This is a genomic window from Nocardioides sp. YR527, from assembly GCF_900101045.1.
Lineage (GTDB): Bacteria > Actinomycetota > Actinomycetes > Propionibacteriales > Nocardioidaceae > Nocardioides.
In genome coordinates, this window is record NZ_FNFN01000011.1 from 117,511 (window position 1) to 143,461 (window position 25,951).

Below are 25,951 nucleotides of genomic sequence, written 5' to 3' on the forward strand. Positions count from 1 at the left end.
CAACGCGGAGGGTTAACAAACTCCCAATCGAACGTAGAAAACTGCTGATGATCTCACCGCAGGAATGCGACGATCCCGGCGAGAGCCTCAGGTGCGACCGGGGCGACTCCGGGGAGCGACATGAACCCGTGGAACGCGGTGTCGTAGTCCACGAGCGAGACCGGTGTCCCGGCGGCACGGAGGACTTCGGCGTACCGGGTGCCGTGGTCGCGGATCGGGTCGTGCAGCGCGGTGATGATGTGGGCCGGCGGCAGGTCGGCGTGGGACGTGGCACGCAGGGGTGAGGCCTGCCAGGACTCGTCCCCGTAGCGATCGCCCATGTAGAGGTGGCCGAAGGTGCTCATCTGCGTCGAGGTGAGCACCGGCCCGTTGGCGTTGGCCGCCTCGGAGGGGAACTTCTCGTACATCTCCACCGCCGGGTAGATCAGGACCTGAGCCCGCACCGCCGGTCCGCCCGCATCACGAGCCATCAAGGACACCACCGCCGCCAGGTTGCCGCCGGCGCTGTCGCCCATCACCGCGATCCGAGTCGGGTCCCCGCCCAGGTCGGCGGCGTTCTTCGAGACCCATTCCAACGCGGCCCAGGCGTCCTCGACGGCAGCCGGGAACGGATGCTCGGGCGCCAGCCGGTAGGACGGGGCGACCACGATCGACCCGGTCTCCGCGGCCACGTGCGAGGAGACCCACGCGCTCTGCTCCGGGGTCCCCAGACACCAGCCGCCGCCGTGGTAGTTGATGACGACCGGCGCGGCCTCGCCGACGCGATGAGGCGTGTAGATCGCGAACCGGCGGCCGTCGACGTACGTCTCCTTGATCTCGACGTCCGCAGGACGGCCGAACAGGAACCCGCTGACCGGCCCGGTGCGGAGCCCCTCGCGCTGGGCGCGCAGGGCGATCATCTCCTCGGCGTTCAGCGGGGTCTTGACCAGGCGCTCCTGGAGGAAGGCGAAGATGCGGGTACGCAGCGGCAGCATGGCGCTCACGATAGAGCCCGAGAGGGCGCGGTGACCGGCGGTAGCGCAAAATGGGGGCATGACCGACCCCCAGGCCGACATCAAGTCCAACGCAGCCAAGATCAACGAGCTCAACGCGACCCTTCGCTACACGATGTGGTCGGTCTTCTCCCTCGAGGAGACCCTCGGCGACGCCGACCGCAAGGCCGAGGCGGTCGAGGTCGAGGAGCTCTTCGCCGCCTTCGCCGGCGAGGACATCGTGGTGCGTGGCACCTATGACGTGGCCGGCCTGCGCGCCGACGCCGACGTGATGTTCTGGCTGCACGCGGACTCCTCCGACAAGCTCCAGTCGGCCTATCACCGCCTGCGCCGCACCGCCTTCGGCGGCCGGCTCGTCCCGGTCTGGTCGCAGATGGCGCTGCACCGCCCCGCCGAGTTCAACCGGAGCCACCTGCCGGCGTTCCTCGCCGACGAGCGCACCCACGACTACGTCGCGGTCTACCCGTTCATCCGCTCCTACGAGTGGTATCTCCTCGATGACAAGGAGCGCCGCCGCCTCCTGGCCGAGCACGGCCAGATGGCGCGCGACTACCCCGACGTGCGGGCCAACACCGTCCCGTCCTTCGCCCTCGGTGACTACGAGTGGATGCTGGCCTTCGAGGCCGACGACCTCTCCCGCATCGTCGACCTGATGCGCCACCTCCGCGGCTCCGAGACCCGTCGTCACGTACGCGAGGAGGTGCCGTTCTACACCGGCGCCCGCGTCGAGATCGGCGATCTCCTGGACCGCCTCCCCTGAGGCGTTCCTGATCGGCCGGATCGTCTCGGAAATTCCCTGTCCGGCCATGGTGAGTCTCCACTAATCTCATCCGTCGCGGTGGCTCCTGCTCGGGTTCGTGTGCCGATCCCGTCATGGGCTTCTGACATGTCCGCACGAGGATGGGAGGGCTGAGACGTGGGGATGACCATCCCTGGGGAGCTGGATTTCGTACTCGACCTGCTCGGCTACGAGTGGCCGAACGTCGACGAGGATGCGGTCCGCGATGCCGCGCAGCTGCTGCGCGGTCTGGAGTCGGACCTTCGCGGCACCCTCGACGACCTGGAGGCGCGGGTCAACGAGCTCGGTGACGGCGCCAAGGCCCAGTCGGTGAATGCGCTGATCAGGGCCTGGACCGACAACCGCACGGCCAACATGGACGCGGTGCTCGACGCGCTGCCCGAAGTCGCGACGGGGATCGACGTCCTTGCTGATGCGATCGTCGCGCTGAAGATGAAGGTGATCGCCGAGCTGACCATCACGGCGGCGCAGATCGCGGCAGCGGCGGCGACCGCTGTGGTCACCGGTGGACTCAGCGTGATCGGCAACGCGGCGCTCATCGCCGCTCGGAAGAAGGCGCTCGACATCGCCACCGACATCGCGATGGAAGAGGTGCTCGGCCAGGTCGCGAGCATGGTGATCGAGCCGCTGACCGGAACGATCACCGAGCTCGCCATGTCGATCGCCGAGGCTCCGATCGTGAGCGACGGAGAGGCGACCGCGGCGACCAAGCTCAGCTACGACCTGATGGAGCAGATCGCCACCGCGCTCTCCGACTGCGGCGCCGACCAGTACGACCTGTGCACGACGTTCGCCGCCGACGTGTCCGCCCTTCCCCTCTTCGCCTCGTAGGAGACAGCTATGGCCAAGCAGATCGGCGATGTCGCCAAGGAGGCCTTCGACAAGGCGGGCGAGGTCCTCACCGAGGTCGGGGACTCGCTCAAGAAGAACGCCGACGACGTCGCCGAAGACATCCGGAAGCAGGCGGATTCCCGTCGTGAGCTCGACGGCAGGCTGGGACCCGGAGAGTGGAAGCCCGTCAACCGGAACCACAAGTTCCTCCAGCAGAAGCTCGGTGCCGAGTTCGAGCGCCAGGTGACCGGCAAGGACGACGGGCTCGAATTCTGTCTTCGTGGGTCGATGGACAACGAGGTCAAGTTCGACGGAATTCTCGACGGAAAGCTGATCGAGACCAAGCACGGCTACGGGAAGATGGTCGACTCCTGGGGATATCCCAACGGTGCCAAGGAAAAGGACTGGCTGGACCAAGCCCTCCGACAGGTTGACGCGGCTGGCGACACACCAGTCGAGTGGGTCTTCTCCAACAAAGAGGCAATGGAAGCGGCGCGGACCCTCTTCGAGGACTTCGATCTTCCTATTTCGGTGAGGCATCAGGAGTTCGTCAACCCGCCCAGCGACTGGGACGGCTGGAATGCGCCGAAGAGTAATGGATAGGCCCCATTTCGCCACGATGGCGAGCGGGTGGGGTTCGAAGGTGCCGGCCGATACGAAGAGGGAGCGGTGATACGGTCATGACCGTGGATGAAGAGCTGATCGCGCGAGGATTCTGGGGCCCACGCCAGGAGACCCCTGAGCGGGTCGCAGAGGAACTGAGTGCCTTCATCGCAGGCCTGGGCGAGGTCCTGGGCGAGAAGATCTCGTGGTCCTCACCCACGATGCCGGGAAAGCCCCTCGAAGACGGGGATAACGTCCTGAAAGCGATCTCCGACGCGTTTCGCGAGAATACCGACGCTCCGAATCTTGGAATCAGCCAAGCTTATCGAGGACGCGGGGATCGAGTCATGGTGGCTATCACCTTGATAGTCGGCGGATATACCGAGTCCGCAAAGGTGCGCAACAGCATCGTGGTGAAGTGGCGTGGTGCCGATATCGCGCAATTCGCCGGCCCGGTCCTTCGTCAGCTCGCCTCTGCCTGGGACCCGGACTGGGCCGCGGTCACCTCGAGGTCGCTCAACGAAGCGCTCGCCGAGGTGCAGCCTGTCGGAAAGCCGGGGCCGAAGCTCGGCTATCTGAACTACCTCTCGCAAGGGAGGGCGAAGGCCCTTCCCGGTGGCATGGACAAGCACCTCGACGAGCTCGACAACGGTGGCGTCGTCATCGGGTCGGGCGAAGGCGACGGGTTCCTGTCCGTGGAGAAGGTCACCGAGTTCGCCAAGGTGCTTCGGCTGAGCGCCGCCTTCTCGCCGACGCCCGCCGATCGCAGCAAGCTCTGAGCCGGCTCTGAGCCCGCTCAGCGGCCTCGCAGGCGCGCCAGGGCGCTCATCCCGTGGTAGATCACGACCGCGGCGATGGTGCCCAAGGCGATGCCGGTGAAGGTGAGGTCGCCGAAGGTCAGGGTGAGATTGCCGATGCCGATGACCAGGGCGACGGCGGCGGTGAACTGGTTGACCGGGTCGGCGAAGTCGACCCGGTTGTCCATCCAGATCCGGATGCCGATCAGGCCGATCAGGCCGTAGAGCGCGACGGTGATCCCGCCGAGCACGCCGGCAGGGATGGTGTTGAGCAGCGCGCCGAACTTCGGGGACAGCGAGAGCAGGATCGCCACGACGCCGGCGACCCAGTAGGCGGCGGTCGAGAAGACCCGGGTCGCGGTCATGACGCCGATGTTCTCGCCGTACGTCGTCGTCGCCGAGCCGCCGAAGCCACCGGCGATGGTGGTGGCGAGGCCATCGGCGAACAGGGCCCGGCCGGTCTCGCGGTTGAGGGAGTCGTCGCCGGCGAGGTGGGCGACGCTGCGTACGTGGCCGACGTTCTCGGCGACGAGGACGAGCACGACCGGCAGGAACATGGGCACCACCGACCAGGACACGGTCGGCGTGGAGAAGTCGGGGAGCCCGAACCAGGCGGCCTCCTTGAACGCCGAGGTGTCGATCTGGCCGGCGATCAGCGCGGCGATGTAGCCGACGACGACGCCGACCAGGATGGAGAGCCGGGCGATCAGCCCGCGGAAGGCGACCGCGACGACCAGCACGGTGGCCAGGGTGATCGCGGCGACCAGAACGGCGCCGTTGTCGGGCTTGGCAGGGTCACCGCCGACGACGTTGTTGGTCGCGGCCGAGGCCAGGTTGAGACCGATCAGCGCGACGATCGCACCGGTCACAACCGGCGGCATCAGCGCCTCGATCCAGCCGGTGCCGGTGACCATCACGATCACGCCGACCAGCGCCAGCAGCGCACCGGTGACCAGGATGCCGAAGAGCGCGGCGCCCATCCCGCCGCCACCCATCGCCGCGCCGATCGGCGCGATGAAGGCGAACGAGGAGCCGAGGTAGCTGGGCAGCCTGTTGCGCGTGATCAGCAGGAACAGCAGGGTGCCGAGGCCGGAGAAGAACAAAGTCGTGGTCGGCGGGAAGCCGGTCAGCAACGGCACCAGGAACGTGGCTCCGAACATCGCGACCACGTGCTGGCCGCCGAAGCCGATCGTCCGGGGCCAGCTCAACCGCTCGCCGGGCTTGACGATCGCGCCCTCGCGTACGTTCTTGCCGTCATCGTGCAGATCCCAACCGAGTCGCATCTCGCACCCTCTTCAGCTCTCGTACGGCGCGCTTCGCCGCCTGCCGAACGATAGGGCCGATTCGCGCGAGGACGGAAGCCGGAGGCTCCGTAGGGTTGGGCACATGACGATCCGCATCGGAGTCCAGATCCAGCCCCAGCACGCCGACTACGCCCAGATCCGCGATGCCGCCCGCCGCGCGGAGGAGATCGGCGTCGACATCCTCTTCAACTGGGACCACTTCTACCCGCTCTACGGCGAGCCCGACGGCAAGCACTTCGAGGCCTGGACCATGCTCGCGGCCTGGGCCGAGCAGACCACGCGCGCCGAGATCGGCTGCCTGGTGACCTGCAACTCCTACCGCAACCCCGAGCTGCTCGCCGACATGGCCCGCACCGTCGACCACATCTCCGGTGGCCGGTTGGTGTTCGGGATCGGGTCGGGGTGGTTCGAGCGGGACTACACCGAGTACGGCTACGACTTCGGCACCGCCGGCTCCCGCCTCGACGCCCTCGGTGAGGCCCTCCCGCGCATCGAGAAGCGCTGGTCCGAGCTCAACCCCGCGCCCGTCCGGAAGATCCCGGTCATGATCGGCGGTGGCGGGGAGAAGAAGACCCTGAAGTACGTCGCGAAGCACGCCGACATCTGGCACTCCTTCTCCGACGTCCCCACCCTCGAGCGCAAGCGCGGCATCCTCGCCGAGCACTGCGCCAACGTCGGCCGGGATGTCTCCGAGATCGAGATCTCGGTCGAGGTCCGTGACCTCGAGTCCGCCCAGGCGTTCGCCGATGCCGGGGCGACGCTGTTCACCGTCGGCGTGAACGGCCCCGACTACGACCTCTCGTTCCTGGAGAAGCTCGTCGCCTGGCGCGACGCCTGACCGTTCACCGAGGTAACTCGGTCGACTGCCGCTTCCCTCGTGGAACTCCACGAAGGAAGCGCGCGCTCACCGAGTTACCTCGGTCTGCATTCAGCCCGCGACGACCGTCCCCGTTGTCGCCTGCAGGTCCGCGTACGCCTTGGTGAGCTGCTGCGTCATCGGCCCGCGCTCGATCGGGCGGCCGTCGAGGGAGACCACCGGGGTGAGCCCGCCCATGGTGCCGGTGACGAAGGCCTCGTCGGCCGTGTGGGCGTCGGTGAGCGAGAAGTCACCGACGTCCACGGGCAGGCCCAGGTCGGCGGCGAGGTCGAGGACGGTGGCGCGGGTGATCCCCTCGGGGCACGCGCGGGTGGTCGAGGTGCGCAGCACCCCGTCGCGTACGTGGAAGAAGTGGGTGGCGTTGGTCTCGGCGATGAAGCCGGCATCGTCCAGCATCAGCGCGTCGTCGGCGCCCGCGTTGTTGGCCTCGACCTTGGCCAGGATCGAGGGGATCAGGTTGTTGTGGTGGATCTTCGGGTCGAGCATGTCGGCGCGCGGACGGCGCTGTGCCGCGGTGATCAACGTGATCCCGGAGTCGTCGTAGACCGGCGACTTGAACTCGGCCAGCACGATCAGGGTCGGACCCGACTGGTTGAGCCGCGGGTCCATGCCGGAGGTGACCTTCACCCCGCGCGAGAGCGTGAGCCGGATGTGGACGTCGTCGCGCATCCCGTTGGCCGCCAGGCACTCCCGGATCGCCTCGGTCATGTGTGCGTCCGACGGGATGTCCGAGAAGGCGAGAGCCCGCGCCGAGCGTCGCAGCCGCTGCAGATGCTCGGAGAGCTTGAAGATGCGCCCCCGGGTGAGCCGCAGGCCCTCCCAGACGCCGTCGCCACCCTGGGCGAGCGAGTCGAACGGGGAGATCCGCGCTTCCAGGCGATGGGTGAGGTCGCCGTTGATCCAGACCTGGAGGTGGTCGTTGCGGGGGTCGTATGTCTGCAGCATCAGTCAACTTTCATGACATAGGGGGCGAGGCGATCGTAGTAGGGCAGGCAACGCTCCAGCAGCGGCGCCAGGCGCGCGGGCAGCGGGTCGGCGGCGCCGGGGGAGGAGGCGGCGAACCCGGTCGAGGCCCACACCCCGGAGTACCAGTGCGGGGCCCACACCCCGTCGGAGTCGCGACGGCCGGCCGGCCACGACAGCATCGCCTCGTCGAAGCCGATCCCCAGCGCGTCGCACAGCCCGACGAGAGCCGCCCGCGGCGAGGCCAGGATCGAGGCGGCATCGACCACCGGCCCGCCGAACTCCTCGAAGAGCGCCACCTGCTGCGGCAGCCCGAGGTCCTCCAGCGTCGGCTCCTCCCGGACCTTGGCGTACGAGGTCAGCACCCGCTCCGGGTCTCGGACCAGGAACGCGTGCGAGAGCCCGGCGAAGGCGCCGTGGTCCATCTCCGGGAGGAGGTGATGGGTCATGTGCTTCTGGTACTGCACCGCCGATTCGATCGGCCCGGATGTGATCTCGCGAGCCACGACCCGCCAGTCGTTCGGCTGGGAGGCGAGCACGTCCTCGCGGCCCGGATGGTCGAGGCCGGTGGCCGAGAGGTAGGCGGCGTACAGCGGCTCGTCGACGACGGTGCAGTCGGGCCGGTTCTCGAACGAGCGCATCAGCGCCGTGGAGAGGTTTCGGGGTCCCGACCACATCGCGATGCGCATGGCCGCAGGCTACTGGTCCGCGGGCTCCAGCGAGATGGAGATCGAGTTGATGCAGAACCGGTCGCCGGTCGGGGTGCCGTAGCCGTCGGGGAAGACGTGGCCGAGGTGGGAGCCGCAGTTGGCGCAGCGGACCTCGACCCGGTCCATCCCGTGCGACTTGTCCTCGATGTACTCGATCGTCTCCGAGATCGGCTGGTAGAACGACGGCCAGCCGCAGCCGGAGTGGAACTTGGTGTCGGACTCGAACAGCTTGGCCTTGCAGGCCTTGCACGAGTAGACGCCCTTGGTCTCGGTGTCGGTGTATTCACCCGTGAACGCCCGCTCGGTGCCCGCCTGGCGCAGCACCGCGTACTCCTCGGGCGACAGCTCTGCGCGCCACTCCTCGTCGGACTTCTCCACGTTGTAACCCATGGCTCAAATGGTACGTCTGGGGTGGGAGCACGACGCCATTGGCCAAAGTCGAGTCATCTACTATACTTAAACCCACGACGCTTCTGGAGGAGGCCACCTTGACCGCCCTTGCCATACAGCCCCTGCTGGACGCCATCCGCACCTATGCCGACGACGACCTGCTCGCGCGGGTGCAGGTGCCCGAGACCGGGCGCGAGTTCCACCTGCTCCACCGCGACGACGAGGTCGAGGTCTGGCTGATCGCCTGGTCGCCGGGCGCCAGCACCGGCTTCCACGACCACGGCACCGCGACCACCGCCTTCACCGTGCTCGCCGGCAGCCTGGTCGAGCACAACTGGCTCGGCGGTCTGCAGATCGCCGACGTCGGCCCCGGCGACGCCCGGGCGCACGACGCCGGCCATGTCCATGACGTACGCAACGTCGGCTCGCGCCCGGCGATCAGCCTGCACGCGTACGCACCGAGGTTGGACGCGATGCACAACTACCGGTTTCTCGGCGACCGGATCAGCCTGATCGGCGCCGAGCCAGGACGCACTTGAGGGCTCAGCAGCCGGGCAGGGTCAGAAGCCGGTGATGCAGTAGGGCAGCGGGCCGCCGTCGGCCATCGCCGCCCAGGTCTCGATCGCCTCGGGCGAACCCGAGATCCGGCCGGCGGCGGCCAGGGTGCGTACGTCGACACCGCCGAGATACAGGGCGCCGAGGGTGTCGGCGGCCAGCTCCACGGTCGGCGCGGCCTCGGTCGGGGTGACCTCCGCGACGCCGTCCCGCACCACGATCCGCCAGGCACCCGCGGCGTGTCCGAGCGGGTCGTCGACACCGAGGACGACGTCTCCGGTGGCGTACCAGGGTCGTGCCTGCAGGGCGGCCGGCACATCGAGCACGCGCATCCACAGCATGTCGTCGAGTTCGGCGCTCTTGACCGCGAACGGCTCGGCGAGCGCCCAGTAGAGCGGGTCGTGCACCGGAGCCCGGCGCCAGCCGACCCGCTCGACGAGGTCGATGTCGGCGAGGAACCGCCACAGCCGCAGGTAGGCCGCCGGGGTCAGCGCCACCAGGTCGACCACCCGCGCCATCCGCAGCCCGGAGTCGTTGCGCTCGTCGGCGGTCTTGTAGATCGCATAGCCGTCGGGAGTGCCGGAAGGGTCCAGGTGCAGCACGGCCCTCTGCTTGGACTCGCCCTTCGAGTCGCCGTCGAAGTCGTAGCCGCTGGAGAGCCACGGCTCGTAGAAGTGCGGCCGGGTGACCGATCCGCGGGTGCGCTCCTGGAAGGTGCCGTAGATCTCGGCGACCGTCTTCCAGGCGTCGGCCGGCTCGACCAGCGTCACCCAGCCGTCGTCGGCGGGCACCTCGGGGCGATAGCGGAACTTCGCGGTGACGTCGACCTCGACCTGGCGCAGATGGGTGGCCGTGCCGAACCCGAAACGGCCGTAGATCGACCCCTCGGAGACGGTCAGCGCCGCCAGCGGCACGCCCGCGGCGACCGCGTCGGCGAGGGAGACCGTCATCAGCTTGCGCAGCAGCCCCTGGCGCCGGTGGGTCGGGGAGACGGTCACGTCGCTGATCAGCAGTGTCGGCAGGCTGACGCCGCCGCCCACGTTGACCGGCGAGGTCCAGGACGAGAACGTCGCGACCGGGATCGTGGCCGAGGCGAACTCCGAGCTCTCCGTCCACGCCCCCAGCACATTCACCGAGTCGTTGCGGATGTGGTCGCGCCAGACCTCGACCCCGTCGTCGTTGCCTCGGGACTGGTGGAAGCCACGCCGGGTCGCTTCGTACCACCCCTTCAACATGGCCTCGTCCCCGTCCAACGGGTCGAGGCTGCGGAAGACGAGGCCGGGGTGCTCGAGCGCGCTCATGGTCAGAACGTACGCCGCCGGGCACCCCGATCTCGACTGGTTATTCCTCCGCGGGGCCGGTGGTCGGCACCGGTCCGGTCATTGGCCCAGCCGCCTGCCGCCGGCGCCGGGAGAGGAGCCACAGGGGCGCGAGGAGGAGCAGGATGACCGGCGTCCACGGGATGATGGCGCCGAGGGCGACCGCGAGGACACGGGCCGAGTCGCCCAGGGCGTCCCAGCCGGCGCTCAGCCCGGCCAGGAAGCCGGGGTCGTCGTCGGAGGTGCCGCCGGGGCCGGACCGGTCGATGTTGACCGTGATGGTCGACAGCGAGGTCTGGTTCTCGAGGGCCGCCTGCTGGGCGAGCAGCGAGTTGAGGTCGGCCTCGCGCCGGGCGAGCTCGGACTCGATCGCGATGACATCCCCGATCGCCTCCGCGCGGGAGAGGAGCGTACGGATCCGCTCGATGCTCGTCCGGGCGTTCTTCACCCGCACCTCGGTGTCGACGACCTCGGTGGTGACGTCGGTGGTCGTGGTGTTGGAGTCGACCAGGGTGGCGGTGTCCTCGAGGTCGGCCATCGCGTCGTCGAACGACTTCGACGGGATCCGCAGGACCATGCGGGCATGGCTGGGACCGTCGTCGTCGCTGTCGCTGGTCTCCTGCTCGGTGACCTGACCCGCGTACCTGTCGGAGATCTGCTGCACCTGCGTACGCGTCTTGCCGACGTCCTTCGCATCGAGCGAGACCGAGCCGGTGGAGATGATCGACGCCTTCGTGACGGCCTGCTTCGGGGCCGCCGCGTCCGCGTCCTCCGCGGCCATCTCCGGAGCTGCCGCCCTCCCGGTTGATGGATCGGCCAGCGACTCGACCGAGCCGGAGTCGGCGGAGGACCCGCCCGATCCGTCCGACCCGCCGCATGCGCCGAGGGCGAAGATGCTGACAATCACAAGGGCCGCACCCGAGATAGGCCTGACCTTTGCTGTTTTCATGCCCCTAGTACGCCCGGGGGCATGAAAACGGTGCGGGAGACGGCTAGTTCCTTCGTGCCATTTCCTTCGGGCCATCTCCGGATCAGCTCGTCGCCGCAGCCGCCACGAGATCGAGAGCCTGGGCCACGATGTCTGCCCGCATGTCGGCCAGCGGCTCGCCGGTGACGTCCCCGTCGAGGACCGGCACGTGGATGTGGCCCTGCTTGGTGTCTGCCTCGAGCGCGTCGCGGAGAGCCGTGGTGCGGTAGGCCGACTCGTTGGACAGGTAGTCACCGCCGCCACCGGCGACCGCGGTGGAGCCCGGCGTCGGGTCCTCCCGGGTGACCGGCGCGGTCGACCCTGCCGGGATCTCGGTGATGACGCGGTTGATGTTCACCGGGAAGGTGCCGGGCACGGCCGCCTTCATCGCCTCGACCGGCAGCGTGGTCCGGGTCCACTGCGGCTGCGGGTCGGCCTGGGGCACGTCCTCGGGGATCGGGATCGTCTCGTTGACGCTGACCCGGTCGTTGTCGGGGAACGTGCCGCGATGGGCGCCGTTCCAGACCTCCAGGTCGAACCGGCCGGCGCGGCCCTGGCTGATAGTGATGGCGGTGTCCACGTCGCGCCTGCCGGGGACCAGGTGCGGCAGGAAGGCACGCTCGACGATGCCCTGCTCAAACGGCTCCCACAGCACCGGGAACACCACGGTCTGGATCTCGACGGGACCCTTCGCCGTCTGCACCACGCGTCCGTCCATCGCCAGCGCCGTCGCCCCGGACGGGTTCGACTGGCGGATGTTGCGATCGAGGGTGAACGGGTCGAAGCCGGAGGCCAGCACCTGCCGCGACCGGCCGCGCTCGCCGCCCGCGAAGGCGGTCGACTCGATCCCGCGCGAGCTCCGGTCGAAGGCCGCCAGCACCTTCGCTCGGGCGTCCTCGGACCAGGTCCGGTACCCAGGGGCGACCCGCGCGATCTCCAGCTCGCCCGCGAGCCGGGCCCAGTAGAGCGGCCGGTCGTCGCTGCGCGGTAGGTCGCCACCCGCATCGCCGCGGCCCTGCACCCGGTTGACCGCGCGCTGCCACAGCGCCTGCCCCGCACGCCGGGCCGCAGCGGTGGCGGCTCGGCTGCTGCCCGCGTCGCAGACGGCGGTCCGTACCGCGCCGGCGACGTCGTCGAACCCGGAACGGGCCAGGAGGTCGGTCACCGCCGGGGCGGCGAGTCGGGTGTGCTCCACCCGCGTGTCGGGCGAGGAGACGGTCCCGCAGGCCGGGTCGGCGCTCGCGGTCGCGGGAGCGCCGGTGAGGCCGAGGGTGATGGCGGCGGTCAGGGCCGCCGTGGCGGCGCTCAACGCCGTGGTTCGAGTCGACATGTGGGGTCCTCCGAGATCGTGGCGGTCGCCGTACGTTGGAGCGGATCATGCCGGTCTCGGGACGTACTGGCCAGTGAGTTGCCGGAGGTTGTCCGGGCGATTTCGCTGGGGGAGGGGCCCGGGTCGGGCTAGGTTGGCGCCATGGCGAAGACACCGGCGGCACATGTGCAGGCGGGCGAGCGTGAGGTGCGGATCTCCAGCCCGGACCGGGTGATCTACGAGGCGACCGACCGCACCCCCGAGGTCACCAAGCTGATGGTCGCGGAGTTCTTCGCGACGGTCGGCGACCCGCTGATGCGGGCGCTGCGGGAGCGCCCGACGGCCCTGGAGCGCTGGCCCGACGGTTGGCGCGAGGGCATGAAGCTGGCCACCGGCCCCACCGACAAGGAGGGCGACGGTTTCTACCAGAAGCGCACGCCCAAGGGAGCCCCCGACTACCTCGAGGAGGTCGAGATCACCTTCCCGAGCGGGCGTAAGGCGCGAGAGATCTGCCCCACCGAGCCGGCGATCCCGGTCTGGTGCGCCCAGATGGGCACGCTGACCTTCCACCCCTGGCCGGTCCGCCGTGCGGACGTGGACCACCCCGACGAGCTCCGCATCGACCTCGACCCCCAGCCCGGCACCGACTTCTCCGACGTCGTGCGGGTCGCGGGCGTCGCCCGGGAGACGCTCGAGGAGCTCGGCCTGCGCGGTTTCGCGAAGACCAGTGGCAACCGCGGCGTACACATCTACGTACGCATCCGGCCGGAGTGGACCTTCGAGGAGCTGCGTCACGCCGCGATCGGGTTCGGGCGTGAGCTCGAGCGTCGCGACGGAGGAGTGACCACCGCGTGGTGGAAGGAGGAGCGCGGGGAGCGCATCTTCGTCGACTTCAACCAGAACAACCGAGATCGCACGATCGCGAGCGCCTACTCGCTGCGTCCCAAGCCCGGCGCCCCGGTATCCACGCCGCTCACCTGGGACGAGCTGGCCGACCTGAAAGACCCGCGCGAGCTCAACCTCTTCACCGTCCCCGACCTCCTCGCCGACGGCGACCGCTGGGCGCAGATCGACGACGAGGCGTACGACCTCGGGCCCCTGCTCGAGCTCTGGGAGAAGCTGCCCGGTGGCGAGCTCAACTTCCCGCCCGACTACCCGAAGATGCCGGGGGAGCCACCGCGGGTGCAGCCGAGCAAGAAGGTCGCGTCCCACTGGGACGAGGAGGGCAACCGCATCGAGTGATCGGCCTCCGGCCGACTCGTTGACAGGCTCATCACAGGTTCGGCACAGCCCGAGGACATGAACGACCGGTGAACTCCCGGGGTCGCATGAGTGACTCTCCCGGGAGGAAGAACTGAATGGGTTGGTTGAGCAGACGCCGAGGCGTCACCCACGATGAGATGGAAGCCGAGGATGCTCCGACGCAGCCCACCGGCTATGCGGAGACCGCGAGTCGGTTGCACGCCTTCAACCGCTACGAGATCAAGTACCTGATCGACGAGCTGAAGGTCGCCCGGCTCCGCGAGGAGCTCGAGGCCCGGATGGAGGCCGACCCGTACTCGCCACTGGGTGGCTATCCGGTGACGTCGGTCTACTACGACACCCCGGATCTCCGGTTCTACTGGGAGAAGATCGAGGGGCTCCGGTTCCGCCGCAAGCTCCGGATGCGGCTCTACGGGCAGCCGGCGGACTGTGCCGAGGACACCCCGGTCCATGTCGAGATCAAGCAGCGCGTGAACCGGGTGACCCAGAAGCGCCGCCTGTCGCTGCCCTACCAGCAGGCGCGGCGCTGGCTCGACCAGCGCGAGGAGCTCGAACTCGACGTCAGCGGCACCTCGCGGGGCTTCGTCAACGAGGTGACCTCGCTGGTCGGCAATCTCGACCTGCGTCCCATCGTCACCACCGGCTACCAGCGTGAGGCGTTCATCGGGCGCGAGGCCGACCTCGGCCTGCGCGTCACCATCGACCACCGCGTGCGCGGCCGTGACCGCGACTTCCTCTTCGCCTCCAGCGCGGAGAACCGGTTCCTCATCCCACCGAAGCTGGCGATCGTCGAGCTCAAGGCCAACGAGCGGGTGCCCTACTGGGCGACCGACCTGACCGCACGGCTCGACATGTCGGTGGTCCGGATCTCGAAGTACTGCCAGTCCGTCGAGGCCTTCTCGCTCGCCCCGAGCTCACGCTACGGCACGTCCGAGAACGTCCCCGCCCCGTCCACCGACCTCATCACCTCTCGCTGATCCTCTCGGCGATCACCGCACAGGAAGCTCTCATGAATCTCGATTTCCAAGATCTCAGCTCCACGTTCACCGTCTTCGACATCGTGGCGTCGCTGACGCTGTCGTTCGTGCTGTCGGCGATCATCGGCTACGTCTACCGGGCCACCCACAAGAACGTCTCCTACAGCCAGTCGTACGTCCAGACGCTGGTGCTCGCGGGCATGGTCGTCTCGCTCATCATGCTCGTCGTCGGCTCCAACATCGCCAGGGCGTTCGCGCTGGTGGGTGCGCTGTCGGTGATCCGGTTCCGCAACGCGGTGAAGGAGACCCGCGACGTCGGCTTCATCTTCCTGGTGATGGCGATCGGGATGACGACCGGCACCCGGTTCTACCTGCTCGCGATCGCGGCCACGGTGATGATCTGCCTCGTGCTCGTCCTGATGAACAAGTTCAACTGGTTCAAGCTCGACGTGCAGCGTCAGGTCGTCAAGGTCCAGGTTCCGCCCGAGCCGGAGTACACCGCGGTCGTCGAGGACCTGATGATCCAGCACTGCTCCGACTTCGAGCTGGTCTCGACCGAGTCCGTACGCTCCGGGGCGCTGATCGAGCTCTACTACACCGCGCAGCTGAAGAAGGGCAGCAGCTCGCGTGAGCTGCTGCAGGCACTCTCCGCGGTCAACAGCGGCCAGCGCGTCACCGTGCTGACGGGCTACGACCAGACCGATCTGTGATGGCCGAACCCGACAACATCACGCCGCAGCCGGTGCCGCGCAAGCGCCTCCGGCACCGGCTGCCGCGTTCCTGGCGCCAGCACTGGAAGCTCGTCGCCCTCCTGGGTGTCTTCTCCCTCGCGCTGCTGGTCACGCTCAAGGATGTGGGCATCAAGCCCTACATCACCGGCGACGTCGAGATCGCCGCCGCCGACATCACCGAGGACCTCGCCGGCACCGTCGACCTCTTCGACACCTCGGTCGACCACGAGGTCTCCATCGACATCACCGACGTCGAGTACGACGACATGGTCGACAGCTACCAGAAGGACGGTGAGAAGAAGTGGGTCACCGCCACGGTGACCATCGACGGGACCGTCATCAACGACGTCGCGGTGCGGCTCAAGGGGAACTCGACCCTGATGGGCCTGCGCGGCACCAGCGGAGCCGGTGGCGAGGGCGGTCCCGGACGCGGCGGCATGATGCCTCCCGAAGGCATGGAGCCGCCCGAGGGGATGGAGATGCCCGAAGGGATGGAGCCGCCCGAGGGCATGGAGATGCCCGAAGGCGGGATGGCCGGGGGACCGGGCGGTGGCGCGATGGGCGCGATGTCCCAGGTCTCCGCCGACGACCCGACCTCGCTCCCGCTGCTGCTCAGCTTCGACGAGAACGTCGAGGGCCGCGCCTACCAGGGCATGACCGAGATCTCCGTACGCCCCGGCAGCCCGGTTATCAATGAGGCGATGGCCCTCTCGCTGACCAAGGCCGCCGATCTGCCGACCCAGGACTACGGGTATGCCGTCTACTCGGTCAACGGCAGCGACACGACGACCCGTCTGCTGCTCGCCCACCCGGACGAGAACATGGCGAACAACCTGTTCGACTCGCCCGGCTACCTCTACAAGGCGGACGCCTCCTCCCAGCTGGCCTACGTCGACGCCGACCAGTCCTCCTACAGCGACCAGTTCAAGCAGATCAACGCCAGCGATGACGGCACCCTGCAGCCGATCATCGACTTCCTGAAGTGGATGGACGGGGCCGACGACGAAGAGTTCGCCGCCGACCTGGACGAGTGGGTCGACGTGGACTCGCTGGCGAGCTACCTGGCGATGCAGAACCTGATCGTCAACAGCGACGACATGAGCGGTCCGGGTCAGAACTACTACCTCTGGTACGACCTGGACTCCGAGAAGCTCTCGGTGATCTCCTGGGACCTCAACCTCGCCATGCAGGGTGACGCCACGCTCGGTCCCGACGACGAGAACGGCATGGGAGGCGGCATGCGGGCCGGTATGGACGCAGGCATGGGCGCCGCCCCGGAACGTACGCAGCAGGCAGGCGGAGCCGGTGGAGCCGGTGGCATCCGTGGTGGGAACGCGCTCAAGGAGCGGTTCCTGGCGTCCGAGGACCTGAAGACCGTCTACACCGAGGCGTACTGGGAGCTGTTCGACAAGGTGTACGCCGACGGCACGGCCGCCGACACCCTCGACGGGCTGGCCGAGACGGTGCCGACCAGCGACTCGCTGAGCGCCGAGGACCTGGGAACGGCGATCGACACGATGTCGGATTGGGTCGACCAGCGCACCAGCACCTTGGAGAAGGCACGGAAGGAGTGAGCGGATAGCAGAAGTGCCCACTCAGCGCGGATCCCCCGATCGCACGAGCAGGCACTTCTTTGTCGCTGGATCCCCCCGGAACAGCGAACCCCAAGATACTAGGGGAATGCGAGCCACAACTGCCACGTGAAGCCGGTAACAGAGCGGTAACCTTTGATGTGTTACCGGTCACGTCTGGTGCATTCGGCGGTCATGGGGACGAAACGTCCTACATTCCGGTGATTCCTTCGCCTTCGCCGGCCTGCTCGTCGAAGTTCTCGTGCTCGATCAGGTGCAGGACAGGCACGTGGAGATGGCGTCGGGCCTGGTGGGTCCAGTCGACGTGGAAGAACTCGGCGACCACGTGCGGGCGGGTCATGATGATCGCCTCCCGGCCGTCGACGGCCGCGACCTTGGTGCGCAGTGCCTTGACCGGATCCTGGACGAGCTCGCCGTGGGCGGCGGCGCCAGAGGTCTTCAGGACCTTGAGGGTCTGCTCGAGCGCCTTCTCGGCCTCGTCCTTGGCCTCCTCGCGCACCGCGTCGAGGTCGATCTCGTTCATCATCATCGCCGAGCCGAGGTATTCGGCCGCGCTGAGCGTGCCCATCGCCGACTCGATCCGCGCTGCGGCGTCCTCCAAGGGAAGCAGCACGTGGTAGACCGGGTCCTCGACCCCCTCGTGGAGAGAGTGGACCCGGGTCGCGTCGTCGAGGGTGATTGCCTGCTCGACCAGGAGTACGACGTCGTAGCTCATGACTCCGACCCTATCCGGATTTAACTGCGCTGTTCAGCGGGGCACTCCGAGCACTTCGGAGAGCTCGTACGCCACGGGTTCCTCGAGCTGCTCGTAGCCGCAGGACTCCGGGTCGCGGTCGGGGCGCCAGCGCTTGAACTGGGCGGTGTGCCGGAACCGGCGTCCCTCCATGTGGTCGTAGCCCACCTCGAGCACCCGCTCCGGCCGCAGCGGGGTGAAGGACAGGTCCTTCCCCTGGGACCAGCGGCTCTGGGTGCCGGGGACGCGGTCGGGGTTGGCGGTGAGCCACTCGTTCCAGCGTCCCCACGGGTGGTCCTCGATCGGGACGACCAGCTCCTGCAGCTCTTGCCACAGCTCGGCGCGTCGCGCGGCGGTGAAGGACGCCGATACCCCGATGTGCTGCAGCTCCGGCTGACCGTCCTCCCCGGGGGCGTACAGACCTAGCAGCAGGCTCCCGAGCAGCGGGTTCTCCGGCGTGGAGGTCTTGTGCTCGCGGTAGCCGGCCACGACCACGTCAGCCGTACGCGAGTGCTTGATCTTCAGCATCGTCCGCTTGTCGGGGACGTAGGGAGCGTCCAGCGGCTTGGCCATGACCCCGTCCAGTCCGGCGCCCTCGAACCGGGTGAACCAGTCCTGGGCGACCTCCGGGTCGGTCGTCGTCGTGCACAGATGGACGTTGTCCGAGGTCACCGAGGAGAAGACGTCCTCCAGCGCTGCCCGTCGCTCCGTCAGCGGTTCGTCGAGGAACGACCTCTCGCCCAGCGCGAGCAGATCGAAGGCCGCGTACGCAGCGGGCGTCTCCTCCGCCAGCAGGCTGATCCGTGACGCCGCCGGGTGGATCCGCTGCTGCAGCACCTCGAACTCCAGCCGGTCCCCGATCGCCACGAAGATCTCCCCGTCGAGCACGATCTTCTCCGGCAGCGCCTTCCGCAGCGCCTCGACCACCTCGGGGAAGTAGCGCGTCAGCGGCTTGGTGTTGCGCGAGGCCAGCTCCACCTCGTCCCCGTCCTTGAACACGATGCACCGGAACCCGTCCCACTTCGGCTCGAACGCATAGCCGCCGTCGGTCGGCACGCCCTTCGCGGGCTTCGCGAGCATCGGCAGGATCGGCGGCATCACAGGAAGGTCCACGTCGCTCAGCCTAAGCGCGCGATCGATCCGTGGGAGGAAGACCGGTCAGGTCGTCCCGGCGGCGTAGCGCTGCAGGAACAGCGCCTCGGTCAGTGCCATGGCCGAGATCTCACGCGGGTCCACGCTCTCGTTCGGCGCGTGGATCAACGCCTGCGGCTCCTCCACGCCCATCAGGATGATCTCGGCGTCGGGGTAGGTGTCGGTGAAGACGTTGCACAGCGGTATCGAGCCGCCCTGCCCGAGGCTTGCCATCGGCTTCTCGTAGGCCTCCAGCATCGCCGCGCCCATCGCCCGGTAGGCCGGTCCGTCGATCGTGGCCCGGAACGGCGAGCCGGTGGCTTCCACCTCGATGGTGACGTGGACACCCCAGGGTGCGGTCCGGTGGAGGTGCGCTTCGAGCGCCTTCTGTGCCACGTCCGGCGCGAGCCCGGGTGGGATGCGGAGATTCAGCCGCGCGGCGGCCTTCGGCACGATCGCCGCCGCCGAGCCGACCACGGGTGGGCAGTCGATGCCGAGCACCGTGACCGATGGCCTTGCCCACAACATGTCCGACACCGAGCCGTCACCGAGCAGCTGGACCCCGTCGAGCAGTCCGGCGTCGCCGCGGAACTGCTCGGGCGGGTACGGCTCGCCCTCCCAGCGTCGGGTGTTGTCCAGGCCCTCGATGGTGGTGTTGCCGGCCGAGTCCCGCAGGCCGGCCAGCATCGCGATCAGGGCCGCGAGGGCGTCCGGGGCGGCACCGCCGAACATTCCGGAGTGCACCTCCGAGGTCAGGGCCTCGACGGTGACGACCACGTTGACCATGCCGCGCAGGCTGACGGTCGCCGCAGGGTGGCCGACGGCCGCGTTCCCGGTGTCGCAGACCAGGATCGTGTCGGCGCGGAGCAGATCCGGGTTGTCGACCACGAACGCCTCCAGGCCCCCCGTGCCCTGCTCCTCGGACCCCTCCACGACCAGCTTGAGGTTCACCGGTACGTCATCCCCCAAGGCGCGGAGCGCCAGGAGGTGCATGAGGATGTTGCCCTTGCAGTCCGCCGTCCCGCGGCCGTACCAGCGCCCGTCCTTCTCGACCAGCTCGAACGGCGGTGTCTGCCAGGCGGCGTCGTCGAGCGGCGGTTGCACGTCGTAGTGGGCGTACAGCAGCACCGTGGGCGCATCGGGTCGTGCGCACTGGCGCGAGCCCACGACGGCGTTGCTGCCGTCGGAGGTCTCCGCCAGTCGGGCATCGTCGAACCCGAGAGCCGTGAAGTGGTCGAGCACCCACCGCGCGGCACGGTGGCACTCCTCGGGCGGGAACTGGCGCGGGTCGGCGACCGACTTGATGGCGACCAGCTCGGCCAGCTCCTCCCGCGCCTGGGGCATGAGGTCAGCGATGCGGCCCCTCAGATCCATTTCTCGCTCACCCCGCCACGTCATCGGTCTCGAGGTCGTCGACGAACTCGTTGAATTCCTCCAGCTCGTCGGGGCAGTAGATCTCGATGATCAGCTTCTGGCCCTGGAAGACCCGGCTGTCGGCGATCACCGGGCGCGACCCGGGGCCGGTCGCCCCGTTCGAGAGCTGCGACAGCAGGACGGCGCGATTCAGCGCGTCGTTCGGGTCCTCGCATGTCGCCCCACCGTCCTCGCCCAGGACCCGCACGATCTGGTCCCTGTCCGGGGCGCTGGCGCCCGCGTCCTCGAGGGCCGCGATCAGCTCGTCGGCCTTCTCCTCGGCGTTGCGGGTCTCCCGGGCCGAGTTGAAGGCGATCAGCCCGGCGATGAGGAGGACGCCGAGGACGACCAGGGCGGTGATGTAGATCCAGCTGCGTTCGCGCTTGCTCTCTGTCTCCGTCGGGGTGCTCATGACGGGGTCACCTCCTGCGACTCGGGCTGCTTCCACGACGGCTTGCGGAAGCGGTAGAACAGGAACGGCACGAGGAGCCCGAGCCCGAGTGCGCCGCCGCCGACGATGGCGAAGTAGAGACCGGAGTTTCCCGACGCGAACTGCGACGGCGGGATGAAGCCGACCAGGAGGGCGGCGAGGGAGGCCGCGAAGCCGACGCCGCACATCCCGACGAGCATGGGCGCGCGGTAGCCGCGCGGGTGGTCGGGATGCTTACGGCGCAGCTGGATCGCGGCCACGAACATCAACAGGTACATGATCAGGTAGACCTGGGTGGTGATGACCGAGAAGATCCAGTAGGCGCTGGACACGTCTGGGATCAACGCGTACGCCAGACCGATCACGGTGGTGATCAGCCCCTGGACGACCAGGATGTTCTGCTGGACACCGTTCTTGTTCAGCTGCTGCAGGAAGGGTGGAAGGTAGCCCTCCTGGCGCGAGATCAGCAGCAGGCCCTTCGACGGCCCAGCCAGCCAGGTCAGCATGCCGCCGAGGGATGCGGTGACCAGCATGATGCCCACGATCGGGGTCAGCCACTGCCAGCCGAAGTTCGCGAAGACCGCGTCGAAGGCCTGCATCACACCAGCGGTGAGGGACAGCTCCTCAGCGGGCACGATCCAGCTGATCGCCAGCGCCGGGAGGATGAAGATCGCCAGGACCATGCCCATGGCCAGGAACATCGACTTCGGGAACTCCTTGCCCGGGTCCTTCAGCGAGGACACGTGAACCGCGTTCATCTCCATGCCCGAGTAGGAGAGGAAGTTGTTGACGATGAGCACGAGGCTCGCGAGCCCGGCCCACACCGGGAAGATGTTCTCCGCGGTCATCGGTGCCGCGGACTCGTTGCCCTGTCCGAGGAAGACGATGCCGAGAAGGACCAGTACGACGCCGGGGATCAGGGTTCCGATGATCAGGCCGCCGCTGGCGAGACCCGCGACTCCCTTGGTGCCGCGTGAGGAGATCCAGACACCGGACCAGTACACAACGATGATCACGCACGCGGTCCACACCCCGCTGCTCGCCAGCTCTGGATTGAACACATAAGCGAGGGTGCTCGCCACGAATCCCAGCAGGCTCGGGTAGTAGAAGATCGTCATGGCGAACTGGCACCAGACCGCCAGGAAGCCCATCGGCTTGGAGATCCCTTCCGAGACCCACTTGTAGATGCCGCCTTCCCAGCCCGACGCGAGCTCCGCGGAGACCAGCGACGTCGGCAGCAGGAACACGATGGCCGGGAGCAGGTACAAGAAGACGCAGGCCAGGCCGTAGACCGCCATCGTCGGCGCCGCCCGCAGGCTGGCGACCGAGCTCGTGGTCATCATCGCCAGCGCCACCCACGAGATCCAGGCGGTCGGCGGGATCTTGGCTCGCGTCGCCAGGTCTGCTGCTGCGTCCCCTGCGCTCATGGTGACCACCGCAACGGTGCGGAAATTCTGCAAGATCTGGACATCCTCATCACTCCTTGCGAAAAGCGACGGCAGCTGATGGCTCAGATTAGGAACGAGACTCGCGCAGGTGGATCATCCCGAACGGATGATTCGCGCCTGACCATCTGTGGTTATCGTCCGTACCAGGAGGGACACGATGACCACGACGCAGTCACCAGTGCCGATCACGACCGAGGACTACACGGCTCGGATGAGCCGTGCGGTGGCCGATGCGACCGACGCGGGGCTGGACGGGCTCCTCGTGACGCCCGGTCCTGACCTGGTGTGGCTCACCGGCTACCAGCCCACGGCCATCACCGAGAGGTTGACGGTGCTGGTCCTCGCTCCCGGCCGACAGCCGACGCTGCTGGTGCCGACCCTGGAGCGGCCGGACGTCGAGAGTGCCGTGGGTGCACCGGGCCTCTCGATCGTCGACTGGGTGGACGGCGAGGATCCGTTCGTGCGCGCCAGCACCTTGATCCCCGCTAACGGGACGATGGGAATCGCCGACTCGGCATGGGCGATGCACCTGCTCGGACTGCAGGACGCGTTGCCCGAGTCCTCCTATCGGTCGCTGACGCAGGCCCTTCCCATGCTGAGAGCGGTGAAGGACTCCAAGGAACTGGCCCGGCTGGCAGCTGCCGGGGCCGCCGCGGACGCGGTCTACGAGCAGATCCTCGGAGTCCGGTTCGCCGGTCGGAAGGAGACGGACGTGGCCGCCGACCTGGCCCGCCTGCTGCGGGAGGCCGGGCACGAGCAGGTCGACTTCACGGTGGTCGGCTCAGGACCGAACGGCGCCAACCCTCACCACGAGGCCGGCGACCGCACCATCGAGGTCGGCGATGCGATCGTCCTCGACTTCGGTGGGCTGATGTACGGCTACGGCTCGGACACCAGTCGCACGGTGTGCGTGGGCGAACCTTCCGCGCTGATCCGCGAGGTCCACGAGGTCGTCCGCGCGGCGCAGCAGGCAGGAGTCGAAGCGGTACGCCCGGGCGTGGCCTGCCAGGAGATCGACCGGGCCGCTCGAAAGGTGATCACCGACGCCGGGTACGGCGAGCGGTTCATCCACCGCACGGGCCACGGCATCGGCACCACGACCCATGAACCGCCGTACATGATCGAGGGCGAGGAGCAGCCGCTCGTGCCCGGGATGTGCTTCTCCGTCGAGCCCGGGATCTACCTCCTCGGAGAGTTCGGGGTCCGCATCGAGGACATCGTCACCGTCACCGAGGAGGGCGGCAGACGTCTGAACAGCACCGAGCGTGACCTGAAGGTCGTCGGCTGAGACATACGGCGCTACTCGGTGGGCAGGAGCACCGTGGACAGCATCACGCGCTGTTTCCCGAGCGCCTCGCCGACGTACGGGGCGATGAGATCGTTGAATCCTTGCTGGATCCGCCCGAGGTCCTCCTCATCGACGTACAGCGCGCCCGTGCCGAACCCGATGTGGCTGCGGGTCACCTCGCCGAGTGCGAGTGAACCCTCGAACGTACGAAGCAGCTCGCCGATGAAGGCGAGGAAACCGGCTCGGATCTGCTCGTCGGAGAGCGTCGCCAGCTCGGCCTTCTCGACGTGAGCCATCCGCTCGCCCAGGGTGTACGTGCGCTCGACCGTGCCGCGCACCCGCCGCTCCGACGCCACGGCGAGGAAGCCGGCCTCGACGAGCGTGGCGATGTGTCGATACAGCGTTGCCTGGGGGACATCTGTCAGCAGGTCCCGGAGCTGGGCGGTGGTCAGATCGCGACCCCCTACCGCCTGCAGGACCCGCAGTCGTACGGGATGGGCAACGACCTCAGAGTTATTGCCTTGCGACGGCATCTGGCTCCCATTATTCTCATTCGTAGAATGTTCCTGATCTGAGTATATTCTAGGAGATGAGATGACCATCCTCAATGTCCAGGACGGCGTGCTGATGCTGACCTTTCCCGGCTGGGAGCGGCTGATGGTCGGCCGCGCGGGCTACTCCGTCGCGGTCAGTGCCGTCGACTCGGTGGAGGTGCTGCCGGGCTGGAGCTCTGAGATCTTGGGCTGGCGTTCTGGCATGGCGATCTCCGGTCTTCGCAAGCTGGGCACCTTTCGGCATCCCGACGGCACCCGCAGGCTGGTCTCGATGACGCGTGGGCTGCCCCTGCTGCGGATCCGGTTGCGCGACAGGGAGGTCGGTGCCGGCTTCGACGAGCTGCTGGTCAGCAATCCGGAGGCCGCCGAGCTGGCCGCGAAGCTCGACGCTCTGGCTCGGTCATGAGTGCCGCCGTGGCCCCGGGTGTCGCGGCGCAGGGGCGTGTGGTGCTGTCCGGCCCCACACTGCGAGCTGAAGGTCTGGCCAAGTCGTTCGGGCCGGTGCCGGCGCTGACCCGGGTCGATCTGGTCGCCCGGCCGGGGCGGGTGACCGGCTTCATCGGGCCGAACGGCGCGGGCAAGAGCACGACCTTGCGCATCCTCACCGGACTCGCCCGTGCGGATCAGGGCGCCGCGACGATCGATGGGATGCCCTATGGGGCGTTGAGCTCTCCGTCCCGGGTTCTGGGCGTCGTCGGCGATCTGGCCGGAGCCCATCCGGGGATGACCGCTCGTGGGCACCTGCAGACTCAGGCCGCCCTGATCGGTGTGCCCGGCGCTCGGGTCGAGCAGGTGCTCGAGGAGACCGGCCTGAGCTCGGTGTCGCGCCGACGAGTCCGCGGCTTCTCCACCGGGATGCGCCAGCGGCTGGCATTGGCGACGGCTCTGCTGGGCCAACCGTCCGGGCTGATCCTCGATGAGCCGACCAACGGCCTGGATCCCTCGGGCATCGTGTGGTTGCGCCGTCTGCTGCGAGCCTTCGCCGATGCCGGCGGGACGGTGCTGGTGTCCAGTCATGTGCTCACCGAGCTGCAACAGGTCATCGACGATCTGGTTCTCGTCGAAGGAGGCCGCACGCGCTGGTCAGGCTCCCTGAGCGACTTCACCGGCGAACACGCCTCGCTCGAGGAGGCCTACCTGAGCATGGTCGAGGAGGAGATGGCATGCGACAGCTGAAGGACGCGATCCGAGGTGAGGTGGTCCGGCTGACCAGGACCCGACTGCCCCTGTGGACGCTGGCGGCCGCGGTGGCGTGCGGTGGCCTGCTCACCGGTCTCGTCGCCCTGACCGGGCCGGAGAACGCCACCCCGCCGATGCCTGGGTTGGACACTGTCGCGGGCGTCTCCGGCGTCGTGGGCCTTCTCGGCGTCGCCCTCTTCGTACCTGCGCTGATCGGCACCGTGGCGATCACCGGCGAATACCGGCATCGCACGGTAGCCACCACCTTCCTCGCGGTCCCGAATCGCGGCCGGGTACTGGTGGCCAAGCTGATCGCCTACGGCGGGCTCGGCCTGGCGTACGGGCTGGTCCTGGCGTTCTCCGCGGTTGCCGGGATCTATGCAGGGACCTTCGCGTACGGGATCGAGCCAGGGCTCGGGCTCGGTGCCATGCTCGGCACCACAGCGAGGTACGGCGCCGCCGCAGCCATCTACATGCTGCTGGGTGTCGGCATCGGAGCTGTCGCGCGGCACCAGCTGCTCGCGATCGGGATCACCTTGGGGTACTTCTACTTCGTGGACAACCTGATGATGATTCTCCCGGGAGCCAACATCGTCTATCCGTTCCTTCCGGGTGGAGCCACGTCCGCGCTCACCGGGTCGACCGCGATATTGGAGATGATCGCGGCCGAGACCGGTGTGAATGGCCCTGTCGTACAGGCGCCGCTGGTGGGTGCGCTCGTGCTCCTCGGCTACGCCTTGGCCTCATCGGCCCTGGCCGCGGCCGTGTCCCTGCGCCGCGACGTCGCCTGAGCGCC

At 68.3% G+C, this 25,951-nt stretch carries 28 protein-coding genes; 14 read left to right on the forward strand and 14 right to left on the reverse strand.

Annotated elements, in window-relative coordinates; genetic code table 11:
* Window positions 1–53: 53 nt before the first annotated feature.
* Complete coding sequence (locus tag BLT25_RS26845; RefSeq protein ID WP_091052484.1) at window positions 54–974, reverse strand: alpha/beta hydrolase; 921 nt, start codon at window positions 972–974, stop codon at window positions 54–56.
* Between the two features lie 58 nt (window positions 975–1,032).
* On the opposite strand from BLT25_RS26845, the gene hemQ reads away from it, so the two are divergent.
* From hemQ to BLT25_RS29610, 4 genes are all read left to right on the forward strand, one after another.
* The gene (gene hemQ / locus BLT25_RS26850; RefSeq protein ID WP_091052485.1) at window positions 1,033–1,752 is read left to right on the forward strand and encodes a hydrogen peroxide-dependent heme synthase; all 720 of its coding nucleotides are present in this window, start codon (window positions 1,033–1,035) and stop codon (window positions 1,750–1,752) included.
* A gap of 162 nt (window positions 1,753–1,914) precedes the next feature.
* Entirely contained in the window at window positions 1,915–2,622 is a 708-nt protein-coding gene (locus tag BLT25_RS26855; RefSeq protein ID WP_091052487.1) for a WXG100-like domain-containing protein, read from the forward strand.
* Window positions 2,623–2,631: 9 nt separating this feature from the next.
* A complete protein-coding gene (locus BLT25_RS26860) occupies window positions 2,632–3,225 on the forward strand; it encodes a Tox-REase-5 domain-containing protein (protein ID WP_091052489.1) in 594 nt (197 codons plus the stop codon).
* 83 nt (window positions 3,226–3,308) lie between these two features.
* Window positions 3,309–4,004 (forward strand): Imm52 family immunity protein, encoded by a 696-nt coding sequence (locus tag BLT25_RS29610; RefSeq protein ID WP_143033881.1) that lies wholly within the window; start codon window positions 3,309–3,311, stop codon window positions 4,002–4,004.
* 17 nt (window positions 4,005–4,021) lie between these two features.
* Here BLT25_RS29610 and BLT25_RS26870 read toward each other — a convergent pair whose 3' ends face one another.
* On the reverse strand, window positions 4,022–5,305 hold the full coding sequence (locus BLT25_RS26870) for a uracil-xanthine permease family protein (RefSeq protein ID WP_091052492.1): 1,284 nt from the start codon (window positions 5,303–5,305) through the stop codon (window positions 4,022–4,024).
* A 103-nt stretch (window positions 5,306–5,408) separates the two neighbouring features.
* On the opposite strand from BLT25_RS26870, the gene BLT25_RS26875 reads away from it, so the two are divergent.
* The gene (locus BLT25_RS26875) at window positions 5,409–6,164 is read left to right on the forward strand and encodes an LLM class F420-dependent oxidoreductase (protein ID WP_091052493.1); all 756 of its coding nucleotides are present in this window, start codon (window positions 5,409–5,411) and stop codon (window positions 6,162–6,164) included.
* 90 nt (window positions 6,165–6,254) lie between these two features.
* Here the strand turns inward: BLT25_RS26875 and BLT25_RS26880 are convergent, their stop codons facing one another.
* Genes BLT25_RS26880 through msrB form a run of 3 tightly spaced genes read right to left on the reverse strand, consistent with a single transcriptional unit; the run spans window position 6,255 to window position 8,266 of the window.
* On the reverse strand, window positions 6,255–7,148 hold the full coding sequence (locus BLT25_RS26880) for an aminotransferase class IV (protein WP_091052495.1): 894 nt from the start codon (window positions 7,146–7,148) through the stop codon (window positions 6,255–6,257).
* Entirely contained in the window at window positions 7,148–7,855 is a 708-nt protein-coding gene (locus tag BLT25_RS26885; RefSeq protein WP_091052496.1) for a sulfotransferase-like domain-containing protein, read from the reverse strand. The genes BLT25_RS26880 and BLT25_RS26885 overlap by 1 nt, the downstream gene beginning before the upstream one ends.
* 9 nt (window positions 7,856–7,864) lie before the next feature.
* A complete protein-coding gene (gene msrB / locus BLT25_RS26890) occupies window positions 7,865–8,266 on the reverse strand; it encodes a peptide-methionine (R)-S-oxide reductase MsrB (protein WP_091052498.1) in 402 nt (133 codons plus the stop codon).
* A 98-nt stretch (window positions 8,267–8,364) separates the two neighbouring features.
* On the opposite strand from msrB, the gene BLT25_RS26895 reads away from it, so the two are divergent.
* The gene (locus BLT25_RS26895; protein ID WP_176884311.1) at window positions 8,365–8,805 is read left to right on the forward strand and encodes a cysteine dioxygenase; all 441 of its coding nucleotides are present in this window, start codon (window positions 8,365–8,367) and stop codon (window positions 8,803–8,805) included.
* Window positions 8,806–8,826: 21 nt separating this feature from the next.
* Here BLT25_RS26895 and BLT25_RS26900 read toward each other — a convergent pair whose 3' ends face one another.
* From BLT25_RS26900 to BLT25_RS26910, 3 genes are all read right to left on the reverse strand, one after another.
* Entirely contained in the window at window positions 8,827–10,122 is a 1,296-nt protein-coding gene (locus BLT25_RS26900) for a GNAT family N-acetyltransferase (RefSeq protein WP_091052501.1), read from the reverse strand.
* 40 nt (window positions 10,123–10,162) lie between these two features.
* Complete coding sequence (locus BLT25_RS26905) at window positions 10,163–11,047, reverse strand: DUF4349 domain-containing protein (RefSeq protein WP_176884313.1); 885 nt, start codon at window positions 11,045–11,047, stop codon at window positions 10,163–10,165.
* Window positions 11,048–11,171: 124 nt separating this feature from the next.
* Complete coding sequence (locus BLT25_RS26910; protein WP_143033882.1) at window positions 11,172–12,437, reverse strand: pyroglutamyl peptidase; 1,266 nt, start codon at window positions 12,435–12,437, stop codon at window positions 11,172–11,174.
* Window positions 12,438–12,578: 141 nt separating this feature from the next.
* On the opposite strand from BLT25_RS26910, the gene BLT25_RS26915 reads away from it, so the two are divergent.
* The 4 genes from BLT25_RS26915 to BLT25_RS26930 all read left to right on the forward strand — a co-directional run bounded on the left by BLT25_RS26915 (window position 12,579) and on the right by BLT25_RS26930 (window position 16,961).
* On the forward strand, window positions 12,579–13,658 hold the full coding sequence (locus BLT25_RS26915) for a DNA polymerase domain-containing protein (RefSeq protein ID WP_091052505.1): 1,080 nt from the start codon (window positions 12,579–12,581) through the stop codon (window positions 13,656–13,658).
* A gap of 125 nt (window positions 13,659–13,783) precedes the next feature.
* Window positions 13,784–14,656: a polyphosphate polymerase domain-containing protein gene (locus BLT25_RS26920; protein ID WP_218131492.1), complete on the forward strand. Its 873-nt coding sequence runs from the start codon at window positions 13,784–13,786 to the stop codon at window positions 14,654–14,656.
* Between the two features lie 32 nt (window positions 14,657–14,688).
* The gene (locus tag BLT25_RS26925) at window positions 14,689–15,366 is read left to right on the forward strand and encodes a DUF4956 domain-containing protein (protein ID WP_091052509.1); all 678 of its coding nucleotides are present in this window, start codon (window positions 14,689–14,691) and stop codon (window positions 15,364–15,366) included.
* On the forward strand, window positions 15,366–16,961 hold the full coding sequence (locus tag BLT25_RS26930; protein ID WP_091052511.1) for a CotH kinase family protein: 1,596 nt from the start codon (window positions 15,366–15,368) through the stop codon (window positions 16,959–16,961). Before BLT25_RS26925 ends, BLT25_RS26930 begins: the two co-directional genes overlap by 1 nt.
* A gap of 208 nt (window positions 16,962–17,169) precedes the next feature.
* On the opposite strand, the gene BLT25_RS26935 is transcribed toward BLT25_RS26930, so the two are convergent.
* Genes BLT25_RS26935 through BLT25_RS26955 form a run of 5 tightly spaced genes read right to left on the reverse strand, consistent with a single transcriptional unit; the run spans window position 17,170 to window position 22,113 of the window.
* On the reverse strand, window positions 17,170–17,694 hold the full coding sequence (locus BLT25_RS26935; RefSeq protein WP_091052513.1) for a hypothetical protein: 525 nt from the start codon (window positions 17,692–17,694) through the stop codon (window positions 17,170–17,172).
* 33 nt (window positions 17,695–17,727) lie between these two features.
* On the reverse strand, window positions 17,728–18,825 hold the full coding sequence (locus tag BLT25_RS26940) for an ATP-dependent DNA ligase (RefSeq protein WP_176884319.1): 1,098 nt from the start codon (window positions 18,823–18,825) through the stop codon (window positions 17,728–17,730).
* A gap of 45 nt (window positions 18,826–18,870) precedes the next feature.
* Window positions 18,871–20,241, reverse strand: coding sequence for a dipeptidase (locus BLT25_RS26945; RefSeq protein WP_371113354.1), 1,371 nt, complete (start codon window positions 20,239–20,241; stop codon window positions 18,871–18,873).
* Window positions 20,225–20,668, reverse strand: a complete 444-nt coding sequence (locus BLT25_RS26950) for a hypothetical protein (protein WP_091052517.1) — start codon at window positions 20,666–20,668, stop codon at window positions 20,225–20,227. The genes BLT25_RS26945 and BLT25_RS26950 overlap by 17 nt, the downstream gene beginning before the upstream one ends.
* A complete protein-coding gene (locus BLT25_RS26955; protein ID WP_091052575.1) occupies window positions 20,665–22,113 on the reverse strand; it encodes a glutamate/gamma-aminobutyrate antiporter GadC in 1,449 nt (482 codons plus the stop codon). Before BLT25_RS26955 ends, BLT25_RS26950 begins: the two co-directional genes overlap by 4 nt.
* A 178-nt stretch (window positions 22,114–22,291) precedes the next feature.
* On the opposite strand from BLT25_RS26955, the gene BLT25_RS26960 reads away from it, so the two are divergent.
* Entirely contained in the window at window positions 22,292–23,422 is a 1,131-nt protein-coding gene (locus tag BLT25_RS26960; RefSeq protein WP_091052519.1) for an aminopeptidase P family protein, read from the forward strand.
* Window positions 23,423–23,433: 11 nt separating this feature from the next.
* On the opposite strand, the gene BLT25_RS26965 is transcribed toward BLT25_RS26960, so the two are convergent.
* Window positions 23,434–23,955, reverse strand: a complete 522-nt coding sequence (locus BLT25_RS26965; protein ID WP_091052521.1) for a helix-turn-helix domain-containing protein — start codon at window positions 23,953–23,955, stop codon at window positions 23,434–23,436.
* Between the two features lie 61 nt (window positions 23,956–24,016).
* Between BLT25_RS26965 and BLT25_RS26970 the strand changes: the two genes are divergently transcribed.
* Genes BLT25_RS26970 through BLT25_RS26980 form a run of 3 tightly spaced genes read left to right on the forward strand, consistent with a single transcriptional unit; the run spans window position 24,017 to window position 25,946 of the window.
* Window positions 24,017–24,382 (forward strand): hypothetical protein, encoded by a 366-nt coding sequence (locus BLT25_RS26970; RefSeq protein ID WP_091052522.1) that lies wholly within the window; start codon window positions 24,017–24,019, stop codon window positions 24,380–24,382.
* Complete coding sequence (locus BLT25_RS26975) at window positions 24,379–25,152, forward strand: ABC transporter ATP-binding protein (RefSeq protein ID WP_091052524.1); 774 nt, start codon at window positions 24,379–24,381, stop codon at window positions 25,150–25,152. The genes BLT25_RS26970 and BLT25_RS26975 overlap by 4 nt, the downstream gene beginning before the upstream one ends.
* A complete protein-coding gene (locus BLT25_RS26980) occupies window positions 25,140–25,946 on the forward strand; it encodes an ABC transporter permease (protein WP_176884321.1) in 807 nt (268 codons plus the stop codon). Before BLT25_RS26975 ends, BLT25_RS26980 begins: the two co-directional genes overlap by 13 nt.
* Window positions 25,947–25,951 lie beyond the last annotated feature (5 nt).